Here is a 23742-nt window from a genome sequence, read left to right as displayed (position 1 = left end):
GAGGCCATACCAAACTGATGACGCGATTTCATCGCCTCTGACACAATGAGCCGGAGACGTACATGACCGCCTGGAAACAGCTTTCTTTGTTTTTTCTCCTGCTAGCGGCGGGCATTGTCGCGGTCGTGGCTTTCGTGCCCGGTGCAGCCGGCCTGCTGCGGGGAGCTGGCGTCCCAGAATCCGTCGTGGGGGCTGTTGCGCCTGGCGAGGGTGACAAGGGTGAGAAGGTAGCGAGTGGCGGTGCGCGGCGTGGCGTCGATACGCCGTTGGTGGTGACCGAGGCTGTGGTCAGCGGCGTGGTCAACGATCGCCTGAGCGCCATCGGTACCGGCGATGCCATCCGCTCCGTCGTCGTCATGCCGCAGGCAACGGGCACGATCCGCGAAATCCTCATCAAGTCAGGCGATCATGTGAAGCAGGGCCAAGTGCTGGCCCGCCTCGATGATGACGAACAGATCATCGCTCGCGGTCAGGCAGAGGTGGCGCTGAAAAGCGCCGTCGAGAAGTCGCAGCTGTATCACACCATCAAATCCAGCGTGTCGCGCATGGATGTCTTCGACTCGGAGATCGCCGAGCAGGGTGCCAGACTGGCGCTGCAATCGGCCGAGCTGGCGCTGAAGCGCCGGGATATCGTCGCGCCGATCGACGGCATCGTCGGTATCGTGCCCGTCGTCATCGGCGACAACGTCACGACGACGACCAGCATCGTCACGCTTGACGACCGCTCGGAAGTGCTGGTCGATTACTGGGTGCCGGAGCGGTTCGCCAATACGGTCAAGGTCGACCAGCCGGTGGAGGCGACGTCGGTGGCGCGGCCGGGACGGTTGTTCTCGGGTGTGGTCGAGGCGGTCGACAACCGTGTCGATGGCGCCAGCCGGACATTGCGGATCCGAGCCCGTATCGACAATGCCACGGACGAGTTGCGCGCCGGCATGTCCTTCAATGTCGGCATGCGCTTTGCCGGCGAGACCTATCCCTCCGTCGATCCGCTGTCGGTGCAGTGGGACGGCGAAGGTTCCTATGTCTGGCGCGTGGTCGAGGCCAAGTCGTCCAAGGTGCGCGTCAGTGTCGTGCAGCGCAATCCGGATGCGGTGCTGGTTCAGGCCGATCTCAAGGACGGCGACCGGATCGTCACCGAGGGATTGCAGCGCGTGACTGAGGGCGGCGCCGTGCGCTTTGCCCGTGAAGTTGCCGAGGCCACGGAGGCCGTGACGCAATGATGGGGCACGACAAGGACACCGGCGATGGGGCCGAGACCGGCGCAGGCTCCGGCAAGCAGGCTTTCACCGCGCTTTTCGTGCGCCGGCCAATCCTGGCGCTGGTCCTCAACACGCTGATGATCGTTGCCGGCCTTGCCGCCTATTTCGGCGTCGAGGTGCGTGAACTGCCCGATGTCGACCGTCCGGTGGTCACCGTGCGGACCATGTTTGACGGAGCTTCGCCGCAGACGGTGGATCAGGAGCTGACCAAGGTCATCGAAGGCGCGGTTGCCCGCGTCAGCGGCCTGAAATCGGTCTCGTCGAGTTCATCCTTCGGCCAGAGCCGTGTAACGCTCGAGTTTTCCGACGCCATAGATCTCTCCGTTGCCGCCAATGACGTTCGCGATGCGATCGGTCGTGTCACCGAGCAATTGCCCGATGAGGCCGACGCGCCCCAGATCGTCAAGGCGGATTCGGATTCGCAGCCGATCATGCGCCTTGCCGTCACCTCCAATACACTCACCATGGACGACCTGACGCAACTCGTCGATAACGAGATCACCGACCGGCTGGCCTCCGTCGATGGCGTCGCCGATGTCGAGCTTTATGGCGACCAGGAGAAAGTCTTCCGCATCGATGTCGATCAGGGTGCGCTTGCCGGGCGAGGGCTGACGATCGGCGACCTGACGACGGCGCTGGCAACGGCCGCGCTCGATGTCCCGGCGGGATCGCTGAAGAGCAACCGGCAGGATATTGTCGTGCGCGCTACGGCGGCGCTGCAGACCCCCGAGGATTTCTCGCGGCTGATCGTCAAGGATCGCGTCCGGCTCGCCGATGTCGCGACCGTGACACTCGGCCCCCGCGACGGCACGACGGCCCTGCGCTCCAACGGCGTGCAGGGCATTGGTCTCGGCATCATCCGTCAGGCGCAATCAAACACCCTGAACATTTCCAACGGCGTGAAAGCTGTGGTGGCGCAACTGTCGAAATCCCTGCCTGAGGGAACCCATATCGCGATCACCAGCGATGACGCCGTGTTCATCCAGGGGGCGATCCATGAGGTGGTGCTGGCGCTGGTGCTGTCGGGGCTGATCGTCACCATCGTCATCTACCTTTTCCTGCGCGATTGGCGCGCGACACTAATCCCGGCGGTCACTATGCCGGTGGCACTGACGGGGACGCTGGCGGCGCTCTACATGGTCGGCTTTTCCATCAACATCCTGACGCTTCTGGCGATCGTGCTTGCCACCGGCCTCGTGGTCGACGATGCCATCGTCGTGCTCGAAAACATCGTGCGCCGCAGGTCGGAGAAGATGGGGCCGCGCGCGGCGGCGGTGCTTGGCACGCGTGAGGTCTTCTTCGCGGTCATCGCGACGACCGCGACGCTTGCCGCCGTCTTCATTCCGCTATCCTTTCTGCCCGGGCAGGTGGGTGGCCTGTTCCGCGAATTCGGCTTCGTGCTCGCTTTTTCCGTCGGCCTCTCGTCGATCGTGGCGCTGACGCTTTGCCCAATGCTGGCCTCGCGCATGCTGACCAGGGAGATGCGCGAGGATCACGGCATGCTCGGCCGCTTCGGTGAGCTGTTTTCCGGTGTCTATCGCCGTACGCTCAGTGCTTGCTTGAATGCTCCGCTGGTGGTCATCATCTTCTGCGTGATATTCTCCGCCGCTGCGATCTTTGCTTTCCTGGGCATCAAGAGCGAGCTGACGCCGAATGAAGACCGCGCGCTGGTAATGCTCAGGCTGACCACGCCGCAGGGCGCCAGCCTCGGTTACACCAAGGATCAGCTGCAGCGCGTGGAAGAAAACCTGCAGCCGTTGATGGACAGCGGCGACATCCGCAATGTCTATGCGATCTCCGGCCAGAACGGGCAGGTGAACACCGGCTTCATGGTGCTGACGCTGGCGCCCTGGAGCGAGCGTAATCGCACGCAGACGGAGATTGTAACGGATATCAACCGGGCGATGGCTCGCGTTCCTGCTTTACGCGGCAATGTCTTCCAGTCGAACAGCCTGCGCATTCGTGGCGCCGGCAGCGGTGTGCAGATGGCGCTGACGGGCAATGATCACGAGGCTTTGACCCAGGCGGCGCTAAAGCTGGTACAGGCGCTGGACGCTACCGGGCAGTTCGACACGCCGCGACTCAACAACGAGCCGACACAGGCGCAGGTGTCCGTTGCGATCGACCGCGAGCGCGCCTCCGATCTCGGCGTCGACATCACCGGCCTGTCGACGGCGCTGCAATCGCTGCTCGAGGGTCGTTCCGTCGTCGATGTCTTCGTCAAGGGTGAGGCCTATCCGGTGCTTCTCACCTCGACCATGCGGCCGATCGACGATCCGACCGATCTCGAAAACGTCTTCCTGAAGACCGGTGACGGCAAGATCGTGCCGATGTCGGTGATCGCCAGCCTGAAGGAGGGCGCGGTCGCGCCGCAGCTCACCCGCGAGCAGCAGCTGGCGTCGGTTGCAATCACCGCTGGGCTCAAGAATAACATGTCGCTCGGCCAGGCCGTCGAGGAAGTGACGCAGATCGCCGCGCCGCTTCTGCCGCCCGGCGCGCGGCTCATCCCGCTCGCGGAGGCGGCGACGCTCAAGGAGAATTCCAGCGGTATGGCGCTCACTTTTGGCTTTGCCATCATCATCATTTTCCTGGTGCTGGCGGCGCAGTTCGAGAGCGTGCTGTCGTCGCTGATCATCATGTCCACCGTGCCGCTCGGCCTTGCCTGCGCTGTCTTTGCGCTCGTCATCACCGGTTCCAGCCTCAACATCTACAGCCAGATCGGTCTGGTGCTGTTGGTCGGCGTCATGGCGAAGAACGGCATATTGATCGTGGAGTTCGCCAATCAGCTGCGCGACGCGGGCGAGGGCGTGCGTGAGGCGATCGAGAGAGCCTGCGCGCTGCGCCTGCGTCCGGTGATGATGACGATGATCGCCACCATCCTTGGCGGCGTGCCGCTGGTGTTTGCCCATGGGGCGGGCGCGGAAGCACGCATTGCGCTCGGCTGGGTGATCGTCGGTGGCCTCGGTTTCGCGACCCTGGTGACGCTGTACGTCACACCGGTCGCCTACCTCCTGATCGCGCGCTTCGCCAAGCCACAGGCCCACGAGGAGCAGCGGCTGCACGAGGAAATGTCGGATGCCGCGCTGCGGACGAAGCTGACGAAACTCAGGGCGGCGGAGTAATCGCCCGTTTCGACGTAATAGACAAACTGGCTTCAACTGAAGATTTATAGTAAATCGACTGTTTCGATTAGCTGTTTATTAAGCATGCTCGCTAATCATAGGTACCTGTAACCGATCGAGTTCAGGCGCTGTTTTTTTGCCGGACTCACGTTCGCCGACACCGTCGGCCCGCGCGCATGAGCGCTCGCGGCATGGTTCCAATGTCTCCTTGTGCTTGTGTTGTGTATCGTTGCGTTCCGGAGTCCGTGTGTCGTGAGTATTTTTTCGACCTTCATCAGGGTTAGTCCCTCCGTCAATACCGCCCTTGAAGTCCTCAGAAAGACCCAGTCGGATTTGAATGTCGCCCAGCGTCAGATGTCGTCCGGCCTGCGCGTGCAGACCGCCAAGGACGATGCCACCTATTGGAGGATCTCGACACTGACGCGCACCGATATCGGCGCGGTGTCGGCGGTGCAGGACGCCCTTGGGCTTGCCTCCGCCACGGTGAGTACCGCCTCCACGGGCGTCACCAGCGCGATCGATATTGCTACCCAGATCAGGTCGAAGCTGGTGAGCGCCTACGAGGACAGCGTCGATAAGACCAAACTCAATGACGAGATCAGCCAGCTCAAGGATCAGCTTCGCAGCGTCGGTCAGTCCGCGAGCTTCAACGGCGTCAACTGGATCGTGCTTCAGGACGGAGAAGACCCTACTGAGCCGCATCGGATCCCAGGCTCGGTCATCCGCAGCACCGATGGCACTATTTCAATCGGGATGTTGAACTATGAGGGCGTTACTTCGACCAGCGGTTCAATCGTATCGACGGATGCGCGATATCTCATCGACGATCAGTCCGGCGGTACCGGCGGATATGGCGTGCTTACCTCCACCGCATTTGCGACGGAAGCCGGTGCGGCCCGGAATTATGTGCTGGTCAGCAGCAAGTACGGCGACACCAGCGGACAGGTGGAAATCTCGCTCGATGCAAATACGACCAACGGCGCTTTGACGGACATGGTCAATACCGTCACAGCCATGCTGCATCAGCTCAACACGATAGGCTCGGCTTTCGGCTCCCTGGAGACACGCGTCAACTTGCAGAGTGAATTCGCCAGCAGCCTCAGTGATTCGCTCACCAGCGGCGTCGGCAAGCTCGTCGATGCCGACATGGAGCAGCAATCGAGCAAGCTATTGGCATTGCAGACCCAGCAACAGTTGGGGATACAATCGCTGTCGATCGCCAATGCGAGCTACAATACGGTAACGCAGCTTTTCCAGAATTTTTGAGAATAGGGCCTGAGTTTCAAGGGAAATAGTGGCGGTATCGGGGGATGTCGCCGCGTTTTCCGTGCCGATTTATATCGGAGCAGTGTGTCGCCGGATGGTCGCGAAAATAGTGGTCGATAGCCACATGAAGATTCCGCTTCATCATATTGCCGCAATGCTCCATATCTGCTTCGGACCATCGAACCGGAGAGCGACGATTCCATGATCAAAAAAATTGCCATTCTTGCCATCTCGGCAGCTTTTCTTAACGCATGCACGACGACCGATCCCTACACGGGCGAGCAGAAAGTATCCAACACGGCGGGGGGCGCTGCGCTCGGTGCCGGCGTCGGTGCGGTCGCTGGCCTTCTCATCGGACATTCGCCGGCATCGCGCCGCAATGCCGCGCTGATCGGCGCAGGTGTCGGTGCGCTGGCGGGTGCCGGTATCGGCAACTACATGGACCAGCAGGAATCCGAACTGCGTGCGCAGTTGCAGGGCACCGGCGTTTCCGTCACGCGTGTCGGCGATCGCATCATCCTGAACATGCCGTCGGCCATCACCTTCGATATCGACCGGGACGAGATCAAGCCGGAATTCTTCGCAACGCTGAACTCGGTCTCGATCGTGCTGCGCAAGTTCAACCGCACGCTGATCGACGTCAACGGCCATACGGATTCGACCGGCAGCCTGCAGCATAACCAGGATCTGTCCGAACGCCGCGCCGGCTCGGTCGCGTCCTATCTCGGCAGCCAGGGTATCGACCAGCGCCGCGTTTCGGCCGTCGGCTTCGGCCCGACGCAGCCAGTCGCCAGCAACGCCAATGAATCCGGCCGCGCGCAGAACCGCCGCGTCGAAATCCAGATCGCGCCGATTACGCAGAACTGATCTGGCATCAGTATCAGAAACGAAAACGGCCGGGTTTTGCGACCCGGCCGTTTTTTGAGGACTATTCCTTCACGCATGCATCGTCGCACCCTTGGTGATCTTGTCGACGATCTTCTTGTCGGCGCGTAGCGCAATGCCGACAACCTTGGCGTCTTCAGGAGCGAACTCCGAGAAGACCGCGCGGTTGGCGGCGTCATGGCCGGTCGCGAACATTTCCTCGATGAAGATCGAGGAAATGATGCCGCGTTCCAGCGAACGACGATGGATCGTGGCGATCGTCTCGTCATCGGCGGATAGCACGATCATCGGCTGGATCGACAAGGCATTGTAACTGTTGCCGGCGCGATCGCTGTAGGGTTCGCCGATAATATCAGGAAATTGCCCGGCAATCCCGGTTGACAGGAAAGCTGTCACGTTCAGTTTTTGCCAGGATTGAAGATTGTTTCGCAGAACGATCGCGATTTTGGTATCAAACATCGGTAGCCACTTTCATGCTGTCTGGGAATGAGCCATTGCGCGAGGATGTAGCCGGTCGGGCCTTCGAGGGTCTTGAACGTTTGTGCACGGGGCCGGACGCAAACCGCATCGTATCGGCGCCTGCCTATCCCGGCATCGAGCGCATCCATGCGCAATTCCATGGCGACGCCTTCGATTTGCACCGGCACGACACCTATGCCCTCGGCGTCACTATCCGCGGCGTGCAATCCTTCAGCTATCGCGGCGAGCGCCGTTACAGCCTGCCAGGCCGGGTGATCATCCTTCACCCGGACGAGGTACATGACGGTGGTGCCGCGACCGATGACGGGCTGGTCTACCGCATGCTCTATCTCGAGCCGTCGATGCTGATGCAATGTCTGGAAGCGGCGCGCATCGGGCTGCCTTTCGTCGGTGAGCCGGTGATCGAGGATGACCGACTTGCCGGTCTGCTGTTGGGAGCACTCGGCGAACTCGACCGCGAACTGGACGAGCTTTTCGTCGACGATTTCATCTCACGAGTGGCGACGGGGCTCGCCTCACATGCGCGTCTGCCGCAGAGGTCGTTGGGAGTTGTGGCCTGGGGCCAGGTCAAAATGGCGCGGGATTATCTGGAAGCGCATGCCATGCGCGGCGTTCGCTCGGAGGAGTTGGAGCGCGTTACCGGCCTCGATCGTTTCGCGCTGTCACGCCATTTCCGCGCCGCCTTCGCCACCAGCCCGCATCGCTTCCTGTTGATGCGGCGGCTGCAGCAGGCCAGGGCGATGATCGGTAATGGCGAACCCATTGCTGAGGTCGCGGTCGCCACGGGTTTTGCCGACCAGAGCCATCTGACGCGGCATTTCAAGAAGGCTTTCGGGATGGCGCCAGGCGCATGGGGCGGGATGATCGGGGCCGCGCGACTATCGGCGCGGCACCCATAGCATTCTTGCCGACAATGCTCAGAGCATGCCGAGGAACTGCTTGAGTTCCGGCGTCTTCGGATTGGCGAAGACTTCGGCTGGCGGCCCGATCTCATGGACGCGGCCCTGATGCATGAAGACGACGCGCGAGCAGACGTCGCGGGCAAACTTCATCTCATGCGTCACCATCAGCAGCGTCATTCCTTCGCTGGCAAGTTCCCGGACGACAGCGAGAACCTCGGCCACCAGTTCGGGGTCGAGCGCCGAGGTGATCTCGTCGCAAAGGAGCGCGATCGGCTGCATGGCAAGCGCTCTCGCGATCGCCACGCGCTGCTGCTGGCCGCCCGAGAGTTCGTCGGGAAAGGCATCGAACTTATGCCCGAGCCCGACGCGGTCGAGCATGCGCCGCGCCATTGCCTCGGCGGCGCTCTTGGAGGCCTTCTTGACGACCATCTGCGACAGCATGACGTTGCGACCGGCGCTTAGGTGCGGGAAGAGGTTGAACTGCTGGAAGATCATCCCGACTTTCAGCCGCAGCGCCTTCAGATGCAGCTCGTCAGGCAGAAGCTGCGCGCCGGCCACGGAAATCGAGCCGTCGTTGATGTTTTCCAGTCCGTTGATGCAGCGCAGCAGCGTCGATTTGCCCGAGCCGCTCTTGCCGATGATGGCGATCACCTCGCCGGGCTCGACGTCGAGGTTGATGCCTTTCAGCACCTCGTTCTCGCCAAAGCTTTTGCGGACTTCAGTGACCTCGATGAGCGACATTCAGTTTCCTTTCCAGGATCTGGCTGCTCTTCGACAGCGGCCAGCACATGGCAAAATAGATAAGGGCGACGAAGCCGTAGACGGTGAACGGCTGGAATGTCGCATTGGTGATGATCGTGCCGGCCTTCGACAGTTCGACGAAGCCGATGATCGAAGTTAGGGCCGTGCCCTTGACCACCTGCACCGAGAAACCGACGGTCGGCGGCACGGCGATGCGGAGCGCCTGCGGCAGGATGACGTAGCGCATCTGCTGGAGGTAGCCCATGCCGAGGCTGGCGGAGGCTTCCCATTGACCTTTCGCCACCGCCTCGACGCAGCCGCGCCAGATCTCGATGAGGAAGGCCGAGGACCAGAGGATCAGGGCGACAGCCGCGGCCAGCCAAGCCGGCACGTCGATGCCGAAGAGCCCGAGGCCGAAGAAGGCGAGGAAAAGCTGCATCAGCAGCGGCGTGCCCTGAAAGAGTTCGACGAAATATTTGACGGCGACGCGAGCGACCTTGTTCTTGCCGATGCGCAGGAACAGCAGGATCGCCCCGACCGTGCCGCCGCCGATGAAGGAAACGAGCGACAGCAGGATGGTCCAGCGTGTGGCGAGCAGCAGGCCGCGCAGAATGTCCCAGGTGGTAAATTGAATCATCGGCGGACCCTGCGCGGAAAGATGAGTGAACCGGCGGCGGCCAGCAGTTGCCGCAGGATAATGGCCAGAAGCAGGTAGATCGCCGTGGAGACGAAATAGGCTTCGAAGGCGCGGAAGGAGCGGGACTGGATGAAGTTCGCCGCAAATGTCAGGTCCTCGGCGGCGACCTGTGAGACGACCGCGGAGCCAAGCATGACGATGACGACCTGCGATGACAGGGCTGGCCAGATGCGCTGGAGCGAGGGGACGAGGATGACGTGGCGGAAGGTTTCGAACGGCGTCATTGCGAGGCTGGCGCCGGCCTCGAACTGGCCGCGCGGCGTCGCCTGGATGCCGGCGCGGATGATCTCGCAGCTATAGGCGCCAAGATTGACGACCATGGCGAGATTGGCCGCCGTGATTTCGCTCATATGAATGCCGATGCCGGGTAGCCCGAAGAAGATGAAGAAAAGCTGGATCAGGAACGGCGTGTTGCGGATTAGCTCGATATAGGTCGCAACAACGGGCTTGAGCCAGCCTGGACCCAGAGCTCGTGCCCAGGCGCAGGAAATGCCGAGCGCGATGCCGACCACCGCGCCGACCAGGGTCAACTCTATGGTGATGAGGACGCCCTTGATCAGAACCGGGTAATATTCGGCGATCCAGCCGAAATCGAAGTGATAGCGCATGAAACGGTGCCTCGCTCGGCTCCGGCCGCACCTTCGGATGAGCGCGCGACCGGGCTTGCGTTAATCAGAAGCCGGCGGGGAGGTCGGCGCCCAGCCATTTCTGCGATATCTTGCCGAGCGTGCCATCGGCCTTGGCGGCGGCGATGATGTCGTTGACCTTTTTCTGCAGCGCGGGTTCGCTCTTGTTCAGGCCGATGAAGCAGGGGGAGTTGGTGATGAGGAATTTCATCTCCGGCTTCTTCGGCGGGTTCCTGGCGAGGATCGCCGCGGCAACGACGTTGCCGGTGGCGACCAGGTCAACCTGACCCGACAGGAAGGCGGAAATGGTGCCGTTATTGTCTTCGTAGCGCTTGATCGTCGCGTCTTGGGGGGCGACCTTCGTCAGCGCCAGATCCTCGATGGCGCCGCGCGTTACGCCGATCGTCTTGCCGGAGAGATCCTCGGGCTTGGCGGCTGTGACATCAGCGGGGCCGAAGACGCCGTTGAAGAAGGGCGCGTAAGCGTCGGTAAAGTCGATCACTGCCTGGCGCTCGGCGTTCTTGCCGAGGCTTGAGATCACCAGATCGACCTTGTTGGTCTGGAGATAGGGAATACGGTTGGCGCTGGTGACCGGCACAAGCTCGGTCTTTACGCCGAGTTTTTCGCCGATCAGGTTTGCCATGTCGATATCATAGCCCATGGGCGCCATATCGGTCCCCACGCTGCCGAAAGGCGGGAAGTCCTGGGGGACGGCAACGCGGATGGTGCCGCGCGAAGCAATATCGCTCAAGGCGTCCGCCCGGGCTGCATGCGGGCTCGACAGCGATCCCGTTACCAGCATCGTCATACCCAGGGCCATGAGCAATTGTCTGCGCTTCATCGAATGTCCTTCCAAACGTGGCTATGTAAACTGCCGGACAGCACGCAAGACGTATGCCAGTCGGTTGAAGGATATGCCCGCTCGCTCAAGGCGTGCTTTCCCTTGGAAAGGATTTTGTGGCAATTGCACATTTTGGTCAGGTTTTGCTTAAAAAATAAGCAGAACTACCAATCGTCCGCGCCGTCCGTCACTTACAGGTGATCACAATCGAGGCGGCTTGATCTTGGGCTGCCGAGCGCTTGCTCCGTGTGGAAACCACGGGCTATTTTCATGACTGGACAGCGTCGTCCTGATGCCCCATAGAACCGCAAAAGGTTAACGCCCTATTATATGTTTTTGATGGGAGATTCGGGACGATGGCTCTGGCTGATGCGAAGGCGGGGATACGCAACGAGGCAGGGATCGCTGTCGTTCTCGGCATCCTGAAACAGGCCTTCGGCGAGCGTTTTCAGACCGGCGAAAGTTTTCGCGCCCAGCACGCGCATACGACCACCTATATCCCGACCCAACTTCCCGACGGTGTTGTTTTCGCCGAAACGGGCGAGGATGTTCAGGCGGTCGTCAAGGCCTGCGCCGATCACAAAGTTCCGATCATCGCCTTCGGTACCGGTTCCTCGCTGGAGGGACAGGTGAACGCGCCGCAGGGCGGAATTTCCATCGATTTCAGCCGGATGAATCGGGTGCTTGAAGTGAACGCCGAGGATCTCGACTGCACGGTCGAGCCGGGCGTCACCCGCGAACAGCTCAACACCTATCTACGCGATACCGGCCTGTTCTTCCCGATCGATCCTGGCGCCAACGCCTCGATTGGCGGCATGACGGCCACGCGCGCTTCCGGCACCAATGCCGTGCGCTATGGCACGATGAAGGACAATGTGCTGGCCGTGACCGTGGTTGCCGCCAATGGCGAGGAAATCCGCACCGCCCGCCGCGCCAGGAAGTCGTCCGCCGGCTATGATCTGACCCGGCTCTTGGTCGGCTCCGAGGGAACGCTTGGCGTGCTGACCTCCGTGACGCTGCGCCTGCAGGGTATTCCCCAGAAGATTGCCGGTGGCGCTTGTGCGTTTCCGACCATCAAGGCAGCTTGCGACGCCGTCATCATGACGATCCAGATGGGTGTTCCGGTTGCTCGCATAGAGCTGCTCGATGCCGTCCAGATGCGCGCCTGCAATCGCTACTCGGGCCTGAGCTATGCGGAGCAGCCGATGCTGTTCCTCGAATTTCATGGCACCGAAGAGACCGTCGCGCTGCAATCGGAGCAATTCGCCGAGATCGCGGCGGAATGCGGCGGCGGCGAATTCCTCTGGACCAGCAATCTCGAAGAGCGCAACAAGCTCTGGAAGGCGCGCCACGACGCTTATTGGGCGGCGAGGGCGCTGGCACCGGAACTGGCAGCGCTGTCGACGGATGTCTGCGTGCCGATCTCAAGGCTTGCCGAATGCGTTGCCGAGACTCAGGCCGACATCGAAGAACATGGTTTGCTGGCGCCGATCGTCGGGCATGCCGGCGATGGCAATTTCCATGTGCTGCTGCTGTTCGACGACAAGAGGCCTGAAGGCATCGCCGTCGTCGAGGCCTTCGTTGCGCGGTTGAACGCACGGGCGCTGGCGATGGACGGAACGTGCACTGGCGAGCATGGCGTGGGGCAGGGCAAGATGTCGTTTCTCGAGCAGGAGCTTGGCGGCGCGGTCGATCTGATGCGCCAGATCAAGCACGCGCTTGATCCTGACGCGATCTTCAACCCCGGCAAGATCTTCCATGGCCATTGAAAAATGGAATACCCCATGATCCCGGCTTGCCCCCGGCGTGAATGGCGCTAGGCTATGATATCCCGTATCTCAGGGAGCCGCGACGCGGTTTGGATAGAGATTGGGTTCGCTAAGGATCGCGGCCGCTTTTTTGCCTATACGGCCGGTTATGTGACGCCTTGGATATTGTAATCGGAATGCAGAATGGAGACGGTGCGCATTGTTAGGTAGGGTCCTGGTTTTCTTGGGAGGATTGCTTGTAGTGGTGCTGTTCGTGGCGCTGCTCGCTCCGCTCTTCATAGACTGGACCGATTTTCGCAAGAATTTCGAAGATCAGGCGAGCCGCATCATTGGCAAGAAAGTGACCGTTCACGGCACCGTCGATGCTCGTTTCCTGCCGTTTCCCTCCGTGACATTGCATGACGTCCGCGTCGGCCAGGAAGCTGACGGAACGCCGCTCGTGCAGATCGCGGAATTCTCCATGGATGCCGAGCTGGCGCCGTTCCTGTCTGGTGAAGCGCTGATTTTCGATATGCGCGTGTCCGAGCCGAAAGTGCGCCTGCGACTGCTGAAGGACGGCACGCTCGACTGGATGCGCGGCAGCCAGCCGGAAATGCCCGCCAAATCGGTCGTACTGGAAAGCGTGCATGTCGATGGCGGCGATATCCAGTTCATCGATGAACAATCCGGCCGCACCCGGCATATTACCGGCTTTAATGCCGAAATGTCCGCGAAGTCGCTCGCCGGCCCCTGGCGGATCGAAGGGGACGCGGCACTTGATGGCGAGCACGGAAGTTTCACCATTTCGAGCAGCCAGCCGGATGATAGCGGCGTGCTGCGTGTCCGAACCCGGCTTAATCCGGATCGTCATCCTCTCATTGTCGATCTCGACGGCGAGCTGAAGCTGATCGACCGCAAGCCGGATTATCTTGGTCTCTTCACGGCAGGGATCGAGGATAAGCAGACGCGTAAAGCTGCGGACGAGCAAGCTCAGCCCCGCGTCAAAGGCCGCTTCGAGCTGACCAACGAGCGCATCCGCATCCCGGAATATCGCCTTGAGGTCGGAGCGGCGGACGATCCTTACGTGGTGACCGGGGAAGCGACGCTGGATACCGGCACAAAGCCGGAATTCCTGCTGACCGCCGATGGCCAGCAGATCGACGTCAACCGTCTCGGCAACAATCAGGGCACCAGCGGCAAGACCAACCGCAATCCCGCCGTTTCAGCCCGCCAGCGCCTGAACAACCTGATCGCGATTGCCGCCGAGGTCCCGATCCCGCAAGTGCCCGGCAAGGCGACCTTCAGACTGCCGGCGATCGTTGCCGGTGATACGACGATCCGCGACGTGCAGCTGGACCTTGAGCCCGCCGGAAGCGGCTGGAAGATTGACCACGCGATCGGCATGCTGCCCGGGCGTACGCAGATCGAGGCCACCGGCAAGCTGATGCTGCAGGGTGAGCCGAATTTCATCGGCAATCTCGTCGTTGCCTCCAACCAGCCGTCGGGTCTGGCGTCCTGGCTGGTGGGTTCGGTCGATCCGGCGATCCGGCAGTTGCGACAGGCCGGCTTTTCCGCCGATGTCAGCTTGCGGCACGAGGAGCAGCGCTTCGACAATCTCGAAATCGCCATTGGTTCGGCGACGCTTAAGGGCAAGCTGGACCGGCAGGCGCCAGATAAGCAGGCGCCGAAGCTTGCCGTCGATCTTAGTGGTGACGCACTCGATCTCGATGCGCTGAGGGCGCTGACGGGCCTGATCACCGGCCAGGATGCGGGCGAGGCCCTGCTCGATCACCGGATCTCGGCACATCTGAAGGCGGACAAGTTCGCGGCCTTCGGCGTGCAGGCCGACAATGTCGAGACATCCTTTTCGATCACCGATGGAGCGCTGACACTCGACAAGTTGTCGGTGCGCGATGTTGCCGGAGCTGAGATCACAGCGACGGGCCGTGGCGATGGCTCGCTGCTGGATTACAAGGGATCGGGTGAAATCACCTTCAAGGCGGCCGACCCCGGTCCTTTCCTTGAAATGCTGAGCCGACATCTGCCGCATCACCCGGTCATGGATCGGCTGGTGCGCAATGCTGCCTGGTATGGCAACACCGCACTGCGCGGCGCGCTGACCCTCGGCGGCGACGAGGGCGATGGGGTGGCGGTGACGCTCGCCGGCGTTTCCAACGGCAGCCGCGTCAACCTCGATTACCGTATGTCCGACCTGCTGGCGTTGACCGGCAAGGGCACGACGACGCTGGAAGCGACACTCGAGAATTCGGTGACATCGATCCTGTTCGGGCAGGCGGGGCTCGATCCGTTGCCCGTCGAAGCCGATGCCAATGGCCGCCTGACGCTTAAGGTGACGGCGGACGGGACCGAGCCGGCGGATGCGGCGCTGACTTTTGCCACCGACAAGACCTCGTTCACGGCCAATGGCAAGGTCGACGTTCGTCCCAGCACCTTCCTCAACGGCACCATCGCGCTGTCGCTTGATAGCGCGGATCTTGATCCCTATTTCGTCATGAACGGCATCGGCATTCCGCAGATGGGCACGGGCCTACCTGTCAAATTCCAGGCGAATGCCGTCTTCGACGCCAACAAGATCGCGCTCTCGGACATGAAGGGCCAGCTTGCCGACAACAATGTCTCGGGCGCGCTGACCTTCGATCGCAAGTCTCCAAATACCAAGGCGACCGGCGAACTGACGCTCGACAAGGTTGATCTTGGCTGGTTGGGTGAAGCGATCTACGGGCCGATGACGGATGCCGCGACGGGTAACCTGACCAAGGTCAAGCTGGGTCTTCCGACGTTCAGCGGGCTCGATCTCAACATCAAGCTTTCGGCGAAGCAGGTTTGGCCGGGGATATTCGGTCCGATCTCCAATTTCAGCGCCAACGCTGCCTATAAGGGCGAAGAGTTGCGGTTGAACGATATCGCTGGCGCCTGGAACGGTGGAACGCTTGGCGGCAATGTGATGCTTGCCAATTCCGACGGCACCGGTCTGATGCAGACGAAGCTCAACCTCACCAATGGCGATCTCGCTGATGTTGCTTGGCAACGCGACGGCACGCCACTGGCCACCGGCCGCTTTGGCCTTGACCTGACCATGGAGACCAGCGGCAAGAGCATGGGTGAGCTTGCCGCCAATGCCAGCGGCTCGGGCGAGGCCAAGCTTGGCGAGACGCATGTCCGCGGTCTCAATCTCTCGGTACTCCCACCGTTATTGTCGGCCACCGACCAGATCCAGGGCGATATTACCGCCGACAAGGTATTGCCGATCGTGCAGACGCTGCTCAACAACGGCGAGGCGGCGCTGCCGGCGATGAGCATACCTTTCAACATCTCCACCGGCGTCATCCGCGCCACCAATCTCAGCGCCGGCAATGACGTGGCGAAGCTTTCGGGCAGCGCCGAGATCAGCCTGCCGGACGAGCGCATGCGCGGATCTCTCGGTATCGACTTCAATGCCGGCAGCGAGATGCTGAACGGTGCCGAGCCGGCGCTACGTCTCAACTTCGCCGGTCTATTGGCGAGCCCCGGCCGAACCATTGATGTCACCGACATCACCAGCTTCCTGTCGCTGCGTGCCTTTGAACGCGAGCGCCGGCGCGTCGAGCGGCTTCAGGCGAGCGTATTGGAAAAGCAACGGCTGCGGCGCGAGGTGGCGCTGTACAAATACACCGCCGTCGTACGTGACGCCCAGCGCCAGCGCGACGCGGTATTCGAGCAGCAGCGGAGCCTTGAAGAGACGCGCCTGAGGGAACTGGCGCGCGAGGCTGCCGCCGAAAAGCAAGCAGAAGCCGCGGCCAAGGCAAAAGCCGAGGCGGAAGCTCGCTCGAAGGCGCAAGCCCAGCAATTTCCGGTTCTCAACGGACAAGGGCCGCAGAAGGTAGCGCCGCTGAACTTCAACGGCCTTCCCGGTATCGCCCAGTAGGGGCGTCTTTTGGATGATCTGCCCTGAAGACGAAGGCACGGATGCTCTTTTGCTAAGCGCGCTCTTTTAGCCATTTCAAGACATAGAGCCGAAGTGCCGAGGAAAGGTTGCTCACCGGCTCCCGCCCGTCGTCGATTTCGGAGATCAGCGCGGCGAGCGAGGTGTCGCGCGTTTTGGCGATTGCCTTCAGCTCACTCCAAAAGGCGTCTTCAAGGGAAAAGCTCGTGCGGTGGCCATGCAGCGTCGCGGAATGTTTGCGGATCATCGGGGGATCGATCAAAAAACTTGGAAAGGGGGGGCTTCTGAAAATGATTCAAAGTGCTGGGGTAAGCTTATAATTTTCTAGGATATTTCGTTAGTCTAGTCTTCAGTCTTGGCCGGGTCGATGTGACCGGCCTCGTGCGTTTGGGTGGCCTTGTCGTTGAGCGCCTTGGTCAGGTGCTTCTCCGCCTTGGTGCGGCCGAAGCTGATACGATTCTGTTCCGCCTGCTTTTCCTTTTCGGAGCGGGCCTGCTTTTTCCGGAACTGACGCAGATTGACGACTTCGGCACTCATCACTGTCCCCACGGACGATGTAGAAAGGGGAAGCCTTGCGCTCCCCCTTGGATCTATTGCTTCTTGCGGAATGCGTCGAGCGAGACGACCGAGCCCGGTTTTTTCTCTTCGCCTTCCTTGGCTTCTACCGCTGGCTCTTCGCTGCCTTCTGCCGGCACCGGGTAGGCGGTGATTTCGCCGGTTGGCATTTCCTCGTCGTCGTCGGCGAGCGGCACATCGAACTCCAGCTCGAAATTCACGGATGGATCGTAAAAGCCGCGAATCGCATTGAAGGGAACGACCAGCTTCTCGGGGACGTCGGAGAAGGAAAGGCCGATCTCGAACAGGCTCTCGGTGATCTTCAGATCCCAGAATTGATGCTGGACGACGATAGTCATCTGTTCCGGATATTTCGACTTCAGGTGCTGCGAAATGCGCACACCGGGCGCTCCGGTCAGAAAGGTGATGAAGAAATGATGGTCACCGGGCAGACGACCGGTGGCGCCGACCTCGGTCAACACCTTACGGATAACTCCACGCAGGGCGTCCTGTGCCAAAATGTCGTAGCGGATATGATCCTGCCCCATGCTTTCCTGTCTTTCGTTGGCCATGTTTTTTCTAAGGCTTATGCCACGCCGGGCGCAGACGGAAAAGCCCTCGCGCGAGTCACTGCCTCATCATACATAATATCCAATATAGGGAGAAGGTGAAGGTTTCTGTTGCCAGGTACCTTCGAACCCCGCCTTAAGGTGCGAACCTTCAGGACTTGATTTGAAGTGTCACACTGCGATTAAGCAGCGAGACGAGCTTCCGCATAGTTGTCATTTGCAACTACAATTTTAGCCCGATAACGGTGGTACAATGCCGAGCAAAAAGTCGATCTTTACGCCCTTGTCGATCCTGTTTCGCCCCCATCAAAAGCCGGTCTGAAGCAAAGCTCGCCTGGCCGGTTTTTGGTGGAGGCGCCGGGTACCGCCCCCGGGTCCAATAGGTTTATTACACCGCTCATTTATCGCCATAGCCGGCCCGAAGACCGGCAAGGCTGATATAGTGTTTTCCTTGGGCGAAGGGAAGGGCAATTGTCACAAATGCGTCGCCGAAACACCGGTTTGCCGCGATCACTGGCCATCGGGGGCGAGATTTGCCGGGATTATGCCCTGATACGGTTGGTTTCGCATCGACTTGCCATTAAATTGGCAACAAATGGAATCGGTGACGGAGGCAATGGCGTTGCTCTTGCCGGGCGCCATCGCGGAAATGTCGGAGCTAAGAATGGTTCGCCACCCGGAATATCAATATCTCGATCTGATGGCGCACCTGCTCGAAAACGGCGATCGCCGGATCGACAGAACGGGCGTCGGCACGCTGAGCGGGCTTGGCGCGATGATGCGCTTCGATCTTTCCAAGGGCCAGCTTCCGGTTTTCACGACCAAGCGGGTCTATTGGAAGCTCGCCGTGAAAGAGATGCTCTGGTTCCTGACGGGCGACACCAACATTCGCAATCTCCTGAAACAGAACGTGCGGATATGGACCGACTGGCCGCTGGCGGCCTATCGCAAGGCGACGGGCGAGACCATCAGTCAGGAAGATTTCGAGGCGCGGATACTGGCCGATGAAGCCTTTGCCGAGACGTGGGGCGATCTTGGCCCCGTTTACGGGAAGCAATGGCGGCAGTGGCGCGATGCCGACGGGCAGGTGCATGATCAGATCGCGACGGTCATCGACCAACTCAGGCATAATCCAAGCAGCCGCCGGATGATCTTCCATGCCTGGAATGTCGGCGAACTCGCCGGAATGGCGCTGCCTCCGTGTCACATGGTTTATCAGTTCCATGTCTCGAACCTGCCTTCTCTGGGCGAGACCAAGCGGCCGCGGCTGAGCATGATGGTTTACCAGCGGTCCTGCGATCTGTTTCTGGGCAACCCATTCAACATCTCCCAACAGGCCGTGTTGCTGGCCATGGTTGCCCAGCAGGTAGACATGGATGTGGGCGAACTGGTCTGGGCCGGCGGCGACGTCCACATCTATCTTAACCATCTCGACGCGATCCGCGAGCAGCTGAGCCGGGAACCACGGCCATTTCCAACCTTGCGCTTGCTCCGCCGGCCGGAAAGCATAGACGATTACCGCATTGAGGATTTCGAGGTCAGCGACTACGAGCCCCATGCGGCGATAGCGGCGGAGGTTGCGGTTTAACTACCGTTATCCGCGTTGGGCATTTCCGGCGATAGCGCAAAAGTGAATTCAAGAACTGGCTTAAGTGTTTAGGCTGCTCGTCGTAGACACGAGGGGAGCGCCAATGACACGTCTGACCGCCAAGGATTTTCATCCGGAACTGCTGGAACTCTACGACTACTACGCCCATGGGAAAATCACGAAGCGCGAGTTTCTCGATCGGGCCGGCAAGTATGCCGTAGGCGGTCTGACGGCCGTCGCGATCCTCGGGTTGATGAGCCCCAACTATGCGCAGGCGCAGCAGGTCGAGTTTACCGATCCCGATATCCTGCCCGAATACATCACCTATCCGTCGCCGCAGGGAAACGGAACCGTTCGGGCCTATTTCGTCCGGCCGGCTGCGGCCAAGGGCAAGGTGCCGGCGGTCGTTGTCGTGCATGAGAACCGGGGGCTGAACCCTTATATCGAGGACGTCGCGCGTCGCGTTGCCAAAGCGGGCTTCATCGCGCTTGCGCCTGACGGCCTGACGTCGGTCGGCGGCTACCCCGGCAATGACGAAAAGGGTCGGGAGTTGCAGCAGCAGGTCGATCCGCAGAAGCTGATGAACGACTTCTTCGCCGCGATCGAGCTGCTCATGAAGCATGAGGCAACGACCGGCAAGGTCGGCATCACCGGCTTCTGCTATGGTGGAGGCGTGTCGAATGCCGCAGCCGTCGCCTATCCCGAGCTAGCAGCTGCCGTGCCCTTTTATGGGCGCCAGCCACGCGCGGAGGAGGTGTCCCGCATCAAGGCGCCTCTGCTGCTTCATTATGCGGGACTGGACAAGGGGATCAATGAGGGATGGCCGGCCTATGAGGCGGCGCTGAAGGCGTCGAACAAGGTCTATGAGGCCCATATCTATCCCGACGTCAATCATGGCTTCCACAATGACTCGACGCCCCGCTATGACGAGGCTGCGGCCAAACTTGCCTGGGACAGAACGATAGGCTGGTTCAAGCGCTATCTGGCTTGAGGGCCGATGTCGTTGCTGCGTCCATCTGCCATAAAGTCGAGTGGATGGACGCTGTTTGAGAGCTCGTGGCCGGGACTGTAATAAAGGCTATAGCCGCTCGCCCGTTTTGCTGACCCTTTCTCGCACGAAATCCAGAAACTGGTCCTGAGCCGCCGTCGGCATCCAGCCGGATCGCAGCGTCAGGCCGATGGGCCGCGCGGTGTGGTCGAGGTCATAGGGCAGGGCCTTGATGAGCCCCCGGGTCAACTCCGCTTCCGCTTGCAGATGGGAAATGCAGCCGAGATGATCGGTTCGGTCCAGGAGCTCGCGCATCAGGATCAGCGACCCCGACTCGACGATGCTCGCCGGCCTTCGTCCAAGGCTGTCGAACATGGCGTCAAAATGTTTCCGGATCGGCGTTCCGCTTAAGCCCACCACCCAGGGGTAGGAGGCGAGCTCCTCGAGGGTGATATCGTCCTTCCCGACAAGCGGATGATCGCGGCCGGCGACCAGCACGAGCGTGTCGGTGAAAAGCAGGCGCTGTTCCACATCGCCAATCGGCGCGGGATCGCGCAGGGCGCCGATCAGGAAATCGATCTCGCCACGCCTCAGCCCGGCCAGAAGGTCGGCATAAGGACCTTCCACAATCTGGATCGGTATTTTGGGGCGAAGCGTGCGGAAGTTGGCGATTGCCTGCGGCAGGACATAGGATCTCGACAATGGCATTGCGCCGATGACGATGCGCCCGGCCTCCTCGGACACGGTTTCGGCAAGGTCGGCTTCGGCTTGGCTCAGTTCGGCGAAAGCAAGTCTTGCTGCCTGGGCTAGCGTCTGCGCGGTCCGCGTCGCGACGATGCCGTAGGATGTTCGCTCAAACAGGGGACGTGCTGCCTCCTGCTCAAGTTGTGTGACGGCGCGGTGCACGGTCGGTTGGGCAAGGCCCAGGCGGCGTGCAGCGAGCGTGAAATTCTCCATTTCGCGCACGGCAATCAGCGCTTGAAGCTGTGCCGTCGTCGCGGTTATGCGCAGCCTGGGGCTAAGATCGGACAGCGCCGGATCGAGATAGCTGAAAGCGCGCCGGACGCGCTTTGCAAGGACTTCGCCCTGCTTGTTGACGAACAGTCCCTGGGCGGTCCGCGTGAAGAGCGCCATCCCCACGCCGCGCTCGATTTTCGACAGTGCCTGCGTCACGGCCGGCTGCGACACATGGCATAAATCCGCGGCCTTCGTGACAGAGGCCGTATCGACGACCATCAGGAATACCCGGAGATGGCGAAGATTATGCTGTAGCTCACGCTCTGACGGCTGTGCGGAATTCAAGGCAGGAGGTGCTCCAATATCCGATCGATGCGCTGGTTCAGCGAGAGATCCGCAGCGCTGACGCCAAGATTTCCGATTCTGCGCTGCCAGTCGACGGCGGCCGATGCCATTCCGTCGGGAAGACCGAGATCGCGAAGCGTTGCCGCCACTTCCACCATCTCCGCCGCACGCCGCGTTCCGTGTACCATCATCCGCTCAAGGTTGTAGGACGAACGGGCCGTCCAGTCGATCCCCGGATCGGATGCCTGCAAGGACGCCAGAACGGCATCCTCCACGCCCGCCCGGCGCGCCGCCAGCACGCATTCGGCCGTGAGCGCCTCGAACCCCTTGATCATGACGGAGCGCAGCATCTTGATCGAGGATGCCTGTCCGATCTTATCGCCGGCAACGCGGGCATTCATTCCAAGGCTTGCCAGCAGCGCTTCAGCGTCCGTCGCCTCGCTGCCGGACAGAAGGAGAGGGGTGCGATGGCGGGCGGGATAGACCGGCGCCATCACCGCCACGTCGATGTAGCGGGCGCCAGCCTCCTCGACGATCTTCGCAGCCGCGACCTTTGTCGAAGGCGAGCAGGAGTTGCAGTCGAGATAAAGCGAGCTCTTGTCGAGGTAGGCGGCCACCATTTTGGCGGCTTCGAGCGCGCGGTCGGCTGTCACGAGGCAGAAGATCGCGCTTTTGCCGGTGGTGGCATCGCGCGGGCTCTCGCCAGATATGACATCAAGCCGTGTGCAGGCATCAAGCAGGCCCCGGCGTTGATCGGCGCTTTTTATCTTGATATCGAAGGTGGCGATGGGAGCTTTGATCGGACTGTCTTCGACAGTCTTCCAGCCGGCGACAAAGGCTTGTGCTGCTTCCCCGAATCCGATGATTGCAATCGTCGACATGCTGCCGGTTCCTCGTGCGAACATTCAGCCAAACAAAAATGTATAGCGAAAACTTATCGTGAGGACCGCGATATCGCCGCGATCCTCGGGTTGTATGGCCCTCGCTTAGTGCGCCGGATCCTTGACGTTGTTGTAGGTCTGGAACTCGACGTTGTACAATTCTCCACCGACCTTCTCGACCTTGCGCATGTAGATATCCTGGACGATATCGCGTGTGGCAGGGTCAATCGAGATCGGGCCGCGTGGGCTCTGCAACTGCATTCCCTTCGCTGCGTTGACGAAAGTATCGCCCGTCGCATCGCCCTTGGTCTTGTCGAGGGTCTTGTAGATCAGGTCGAGGGCATCCCAGGCGGCAACGGCGACCATGTTGGGACGCATGCCGTCATTGGCCTTCTTGAAGGCTTCCACGAAGGCCTTGTTCTCGGGCGAATCGTGGCTTGCCGAATAGGGACCGCCGGTGATGACGCCGATGGTCGGATCCCCCATATTGTTGAGGAGATCGTCGTCCGTGACGTCGGCCATGGCGATGACCTTGATGCCCGACTTGTCGAGGCCGCGCTCGACGAACTGCTTCATGAAGGCAGCACCCCCGCCTGTCGGAACGAAGACGAACAGGGCTTCCGGTTTTTCATCCGCGGCGCGCTGCAGGAAGGGCGCGAAGTCCGGATTGGCAAGCGGCACCTTCAGTTTTGAAACGACGGTGCCGCCATTGGCCTCGATCGCTTTCTGGAACCACTTCTCCGCGTCGGCGCCCGGACCATAGTCGGAAACGATGCTGACGAATTTCTTCACGCCGTTTTCCGGAGCCCACTTACCGATGACGCTGGCCATCTGCGGGACGGTCCAAGATGTTCGGAGAATGTAAGGCGACGCATCCACGATCGACGAGGTCGCCGCCACCATGATGACCTGCGGGATCTTGGCGCGCTTGGACAGTTGCGCCACGGAAAGGGCCGCTGGCGTGTTGCCGAAGCCGGTCAGGATGGACACCTTGTCGTTGGTTACCAGTTCCTGGGACAGGCGCAGCGCGTTGTCGGCGGCACTTCCGTCGTCCTTGACGATCAGCTCGACCTTCTTGCCACCGGCTGTGTCGCCCTTGGTCGCGACATAAGTCTTGATCGCGGCGCTGATCTGCCGGCCGTTGGACTGGAACCCGCCGGTGAGCGGAATGACGACACCGACCTTGACCGTGTCTTGGGCAAAGCTCATTGCGGGAGCCCCGATCAAGCTGATCGCGGCGACGGCGCCTAGCGCCAGTTTCTTAATGCTCATGTCTCTCCTCCTCCTATTGAAAAATCTATGTGTTTGGACGTTGTTCAAACCGGCCCTCTTTCCGGCTTAGGCTTCCA

20 protein-coding genes and 1 other RNA gene are annotated in these 23742 nt (G+C 60.9%); 9 read left to right on the top strand and 12 right to left on the bottom strand.

Annotated features, from left to right (window positions below; genetic code table 11):
• Nucleotides 1–62 precede the first annotated feature (62 nt).
• The 4 genes from HB780_RS17780 to HB780_RS17765 all read left to right on the top strand — a co-directional run bounded on the left by HB780_RS17780 (nt 63) and on the right by HB780_RS17765 (nt 6514).
• Complete coding sequence (locus HB780_RS17780; protein ID WP_183694374.1) at nt 63–1220, top strand: efflux RND transporter periplasmic adaptor subunit; 1158 nt, start codon at nt 63–65, stop codon at nt 1218–1220.
• Nucleotides 1217–4381, top strand: coding sequence for an efflux RND transporter permease subunit (locus tag HB780_RS17775; protein ID WP_435693909.1), 3165 nt, complete (start codon nt 1217–1219; stop codon nt 4379–4381). Before HB780_RS17780 ends, HB780_RS17775 begins: the two co-directional genes overlap by 4 nt.
• Nucleotides 4382–4633: 252 nt before the next feature.
• A complete protein-coding gene (locus HB780_RS17770) occupies nt 4634–5647 on the top strand; it encodes a flagellin N-terminal helical domain-containing protein (protein ID WP_183694371.1) in 1014 nt (337 codons plus the stop codon).
• Nucleotides 5648–5848: 201 nt separating this feature from the next.
• Nucleotides 5849–6514 carry a YiaD family glycine zipper/OmpA-like lipoprotein gene (locus tag HB780_RS17765; RefSeq protein WP_183694368.1) on the top strand — a complete coding sequence of 222 codons (666 nt, stop codon included), beginning with the start codon at nt 5849–5851 and terminating at the stop codon, nt 6512–6514.
• 69 nt (nt 6515–6583) lie between these two features.
• Here the strand turns inward: HB780_RS17765 and HB780_RS17760 are convergent, their stop codons facing one another.
• Nucleotides 6584–6991, bottom strand: coding sequence for a DUF2000 family protein (locus tag HB780_RS17760; protein WP_183694366.1), 408 nt, complete (start codon nt 6989–6991; stop codon nt 6584–6586).
• A gap of 14 nt (nt 6992–7005) precedes the next feature.
• Between HB780_RS17760 and HB780_RS17755 the strand changes: the two genes are divergently transcribed.
• Nucleotides 7006–7911, top strand: coding sequence for an AraC family transcriptional regulator (locus HB780_RS17755; protein WP_435693908.1), 906 nt, complete (start codon nt 7006–7008; stop codon nt 7909–7911).
• An 18-nt stretch (nt 7912–7929) separates the two neighbouring features.
• Here the strand turns inward: HB780_RS17755 and HB780_RS17750 are convergent, their stop codons facing one another.
• The 4 genes from HB780_RS17750 to HB780_RS17735 form a co-directional block, all read right to left on the bottom strand.
• Nucleotides 7930–8655, bottom strand: coding sequence for an amino acid ABC transporter ATP-binding protein (locus HB780_RS17750; RefSeq protein WP_183694361.1), 726 nt, complete (start codon nt 8653–8655; stop codon nt 7930–7932).
• Entirely contained in the window at nt 8633–9292 is a 660-nt protein-coding gene (locus HB780_RS17745) for an amino acid ABC transporter permease (protein ID WP_183694358.1), read from the bottom strand. Before HB780_RS17745 ends, HB780_RS17750 begins: the two co-directional genes overlap by 23 nt.
• On the bottom strand, nt 9289–9960 hold the full coding sequence (locus HB780_RS17740; protein ID WP_183694356.1) for an amino acid ABC transporter permease: 672 nt from the start codon (nt 9958–9960) through the stop codon (nt 9289–9291). Before HB780_RS17740 ends, HB780_RS17745 begins: the two co-directional genes overlap by 4 nt.
• Before the next feature lie 64 nt (nt 9961–10024).
• A complete protein-coding gene (locus tag HB780_RS17735; protein WP_435693920.1) occupies nt 10025–10798 on the bottom strand; it encodes a transporter substrate-binding domain-containing protein in 774 nt (257 codons plus the stop codon).
• Between the two features lie 377 nt (nt 10799–11175).
• Here HB780_RS17735 and HB780_RS17730 point away from each other — a divergent pair, with 377 nt between their 5' ends.
• Both HB780_RS17730 and HB780_RS17725 read left to right on the top strand, forming a co-directional pair.
• Nucleotides 11176–12588 (top strand): FAD-binding oxidoreductase, encoded by a 1413-nt coding sequence (locus tag HB780_RS17730; protein ID WP_183694350.1) that lies wholly within the window; start codon nt 11176–11178, stop codon nt 12586–12588.
• Between the two features lie 199 nt (nt 12589–12787).
• Entirely contained in the window at nt 12788–16492 is a 3705-nt protein-coding gene (locus HB780_RS17725; RefSeq protein ID WP_183694347.1) for an AsmA family protein, read from the top strand.
• A gap of 52 nt (nt 16493–16544) precedes the next feature.
• On the opposite strand, the gene HB780_RS17720 is transcribed toward HB780_RS17725, so the two are convergent.
• The 4 genes from HB780_RS17720 to ssrA all read right to left on the bottom strand — a co-directional run bounded on the left by HB780_RS17720 (nt 16545) and on the right by ssrA (nt 18103).
• On the bottom strand, nt 16545–16757 hold the full coding sequence (locus HB780_RS17720; RefSeq protein WP_183694344.1) for a ribbon-helix-helix domain-containing protein: 213 nt from the start codon (nt 16755–16757) through the stop codon (nt 16545–16547).
• A 95-nt stretch (nt 16758–16852) separates the two neighbouring features.
• Nucleotides 16853–17047: a DUF4169 family protein gene (locus tag HB780_RS17715; RefSeq protein WP_183694341.1), complete on the bottom strand. Its 195-nt coding sequence runs from the start codon at nt 17045–17047 to the stop codon at nt 16853–16855.
• A gap of 53 nt (nt 17048–17100) precedes the next feature.
• On the bottom strand, nt 17101–17613 hold the full coding sequence (locus HB780_RS17710) for an SspB family protein (protein WP_183697221.1): 513 nt from the start codon (nt 17611–17613) through the stop codon (nt 17101–17103).
• 118 nt (nt 17614–17731) lie between these two features.
• Nucleotides 17732–18103: a transfer-messenger RNA gene (gene ssrA, locus HB780_RS17705) on the bottom strand.
• A gap of 195 nt (nt 18104–18298) precedes the next feature.
• Between ssrA and HB780_RS17700 the strand changes: the two genes are divergently transcribed.
• Nucleotides 18299–19222: a thymidylate synthase gene (locus HB780_RS17700; protein ID WP_183694338.1), complete on the top strand. Its 924-nt coding sequence runs from the start codon at nt 18299–18301 to the stop codon at nt 19220–19222.
• A 103-nt stretch (nt 19223–19325) separates the two neighbouring features.
• Nucleotides 19326–20213 (top strand): YghX family hydrolase, encoded by an 888-nt coding sequence (yghX, locus tag HB780_RS17695; RefSeq protein ID WP_183694335.1) that lies wholly within the window; start codon nt 19326–19328, stop codon nt 20211–20213.
• 87 nt (nt 20214–20300) lie between these two features.
• Here the strand turns inward: yghX and HB780_RS17690 are convergent, their stop codons facing one another.
• From HB780_RS17690 to HB780_RS17680, 3 genes are all read right to left on the bottom strand, one after another.
• A complete protein-coding gene (locus HB780_RS17690) occupies nt 20301–21512 on the bottom strand; it encodes a LysR family transcriptional regulator (RefSeq protein WP_183694332.1) in 1212 nt (403 codons plus the stop codon).
• Nucleotides 21509–22393, bottom strand: coding sequence for an NAD(P)-dependent oxidoreductase (locus HB780_RS17685; RefSeq protein ID WP_183694329.1), 885 nt, complete (start codon nt 22391–22393; stop codon nt 21509–21511). The genes HB780_RS17690 and HB780_RS17685 overlap by 4 nt, the downstream gene beginning before the upstream one ends.
• 105 nt (nt 22394–22498) lie before the next feature.
• Entirely contained in the window at nt 22499–23665 is a 1167-nt protein-coding gene (locus HB780_RS17680) for an ABC transporter substrate-binding protein (protein ID WP_183694325.1), read from the bottom strand.
• Nucleotides 23666–23742: the final 77 nt, after the last annotated feature.

It is taken from the genome of Rhizobium lusitanum, assembly GCF_014189535.1.
GTDB classification, from domain to species: Bacteria; Pseudomonadota; Alphaproteobacteria; order Rhizobiales; family Rhizobiaceae; genus Rhizobium; species Rhizobium lusitanum_C.
The sequence above is the reverse complement of the archived record's forward strand: the minus strand, read 5'-3'. Positions and strand labels throughout refer to the sequence as shown.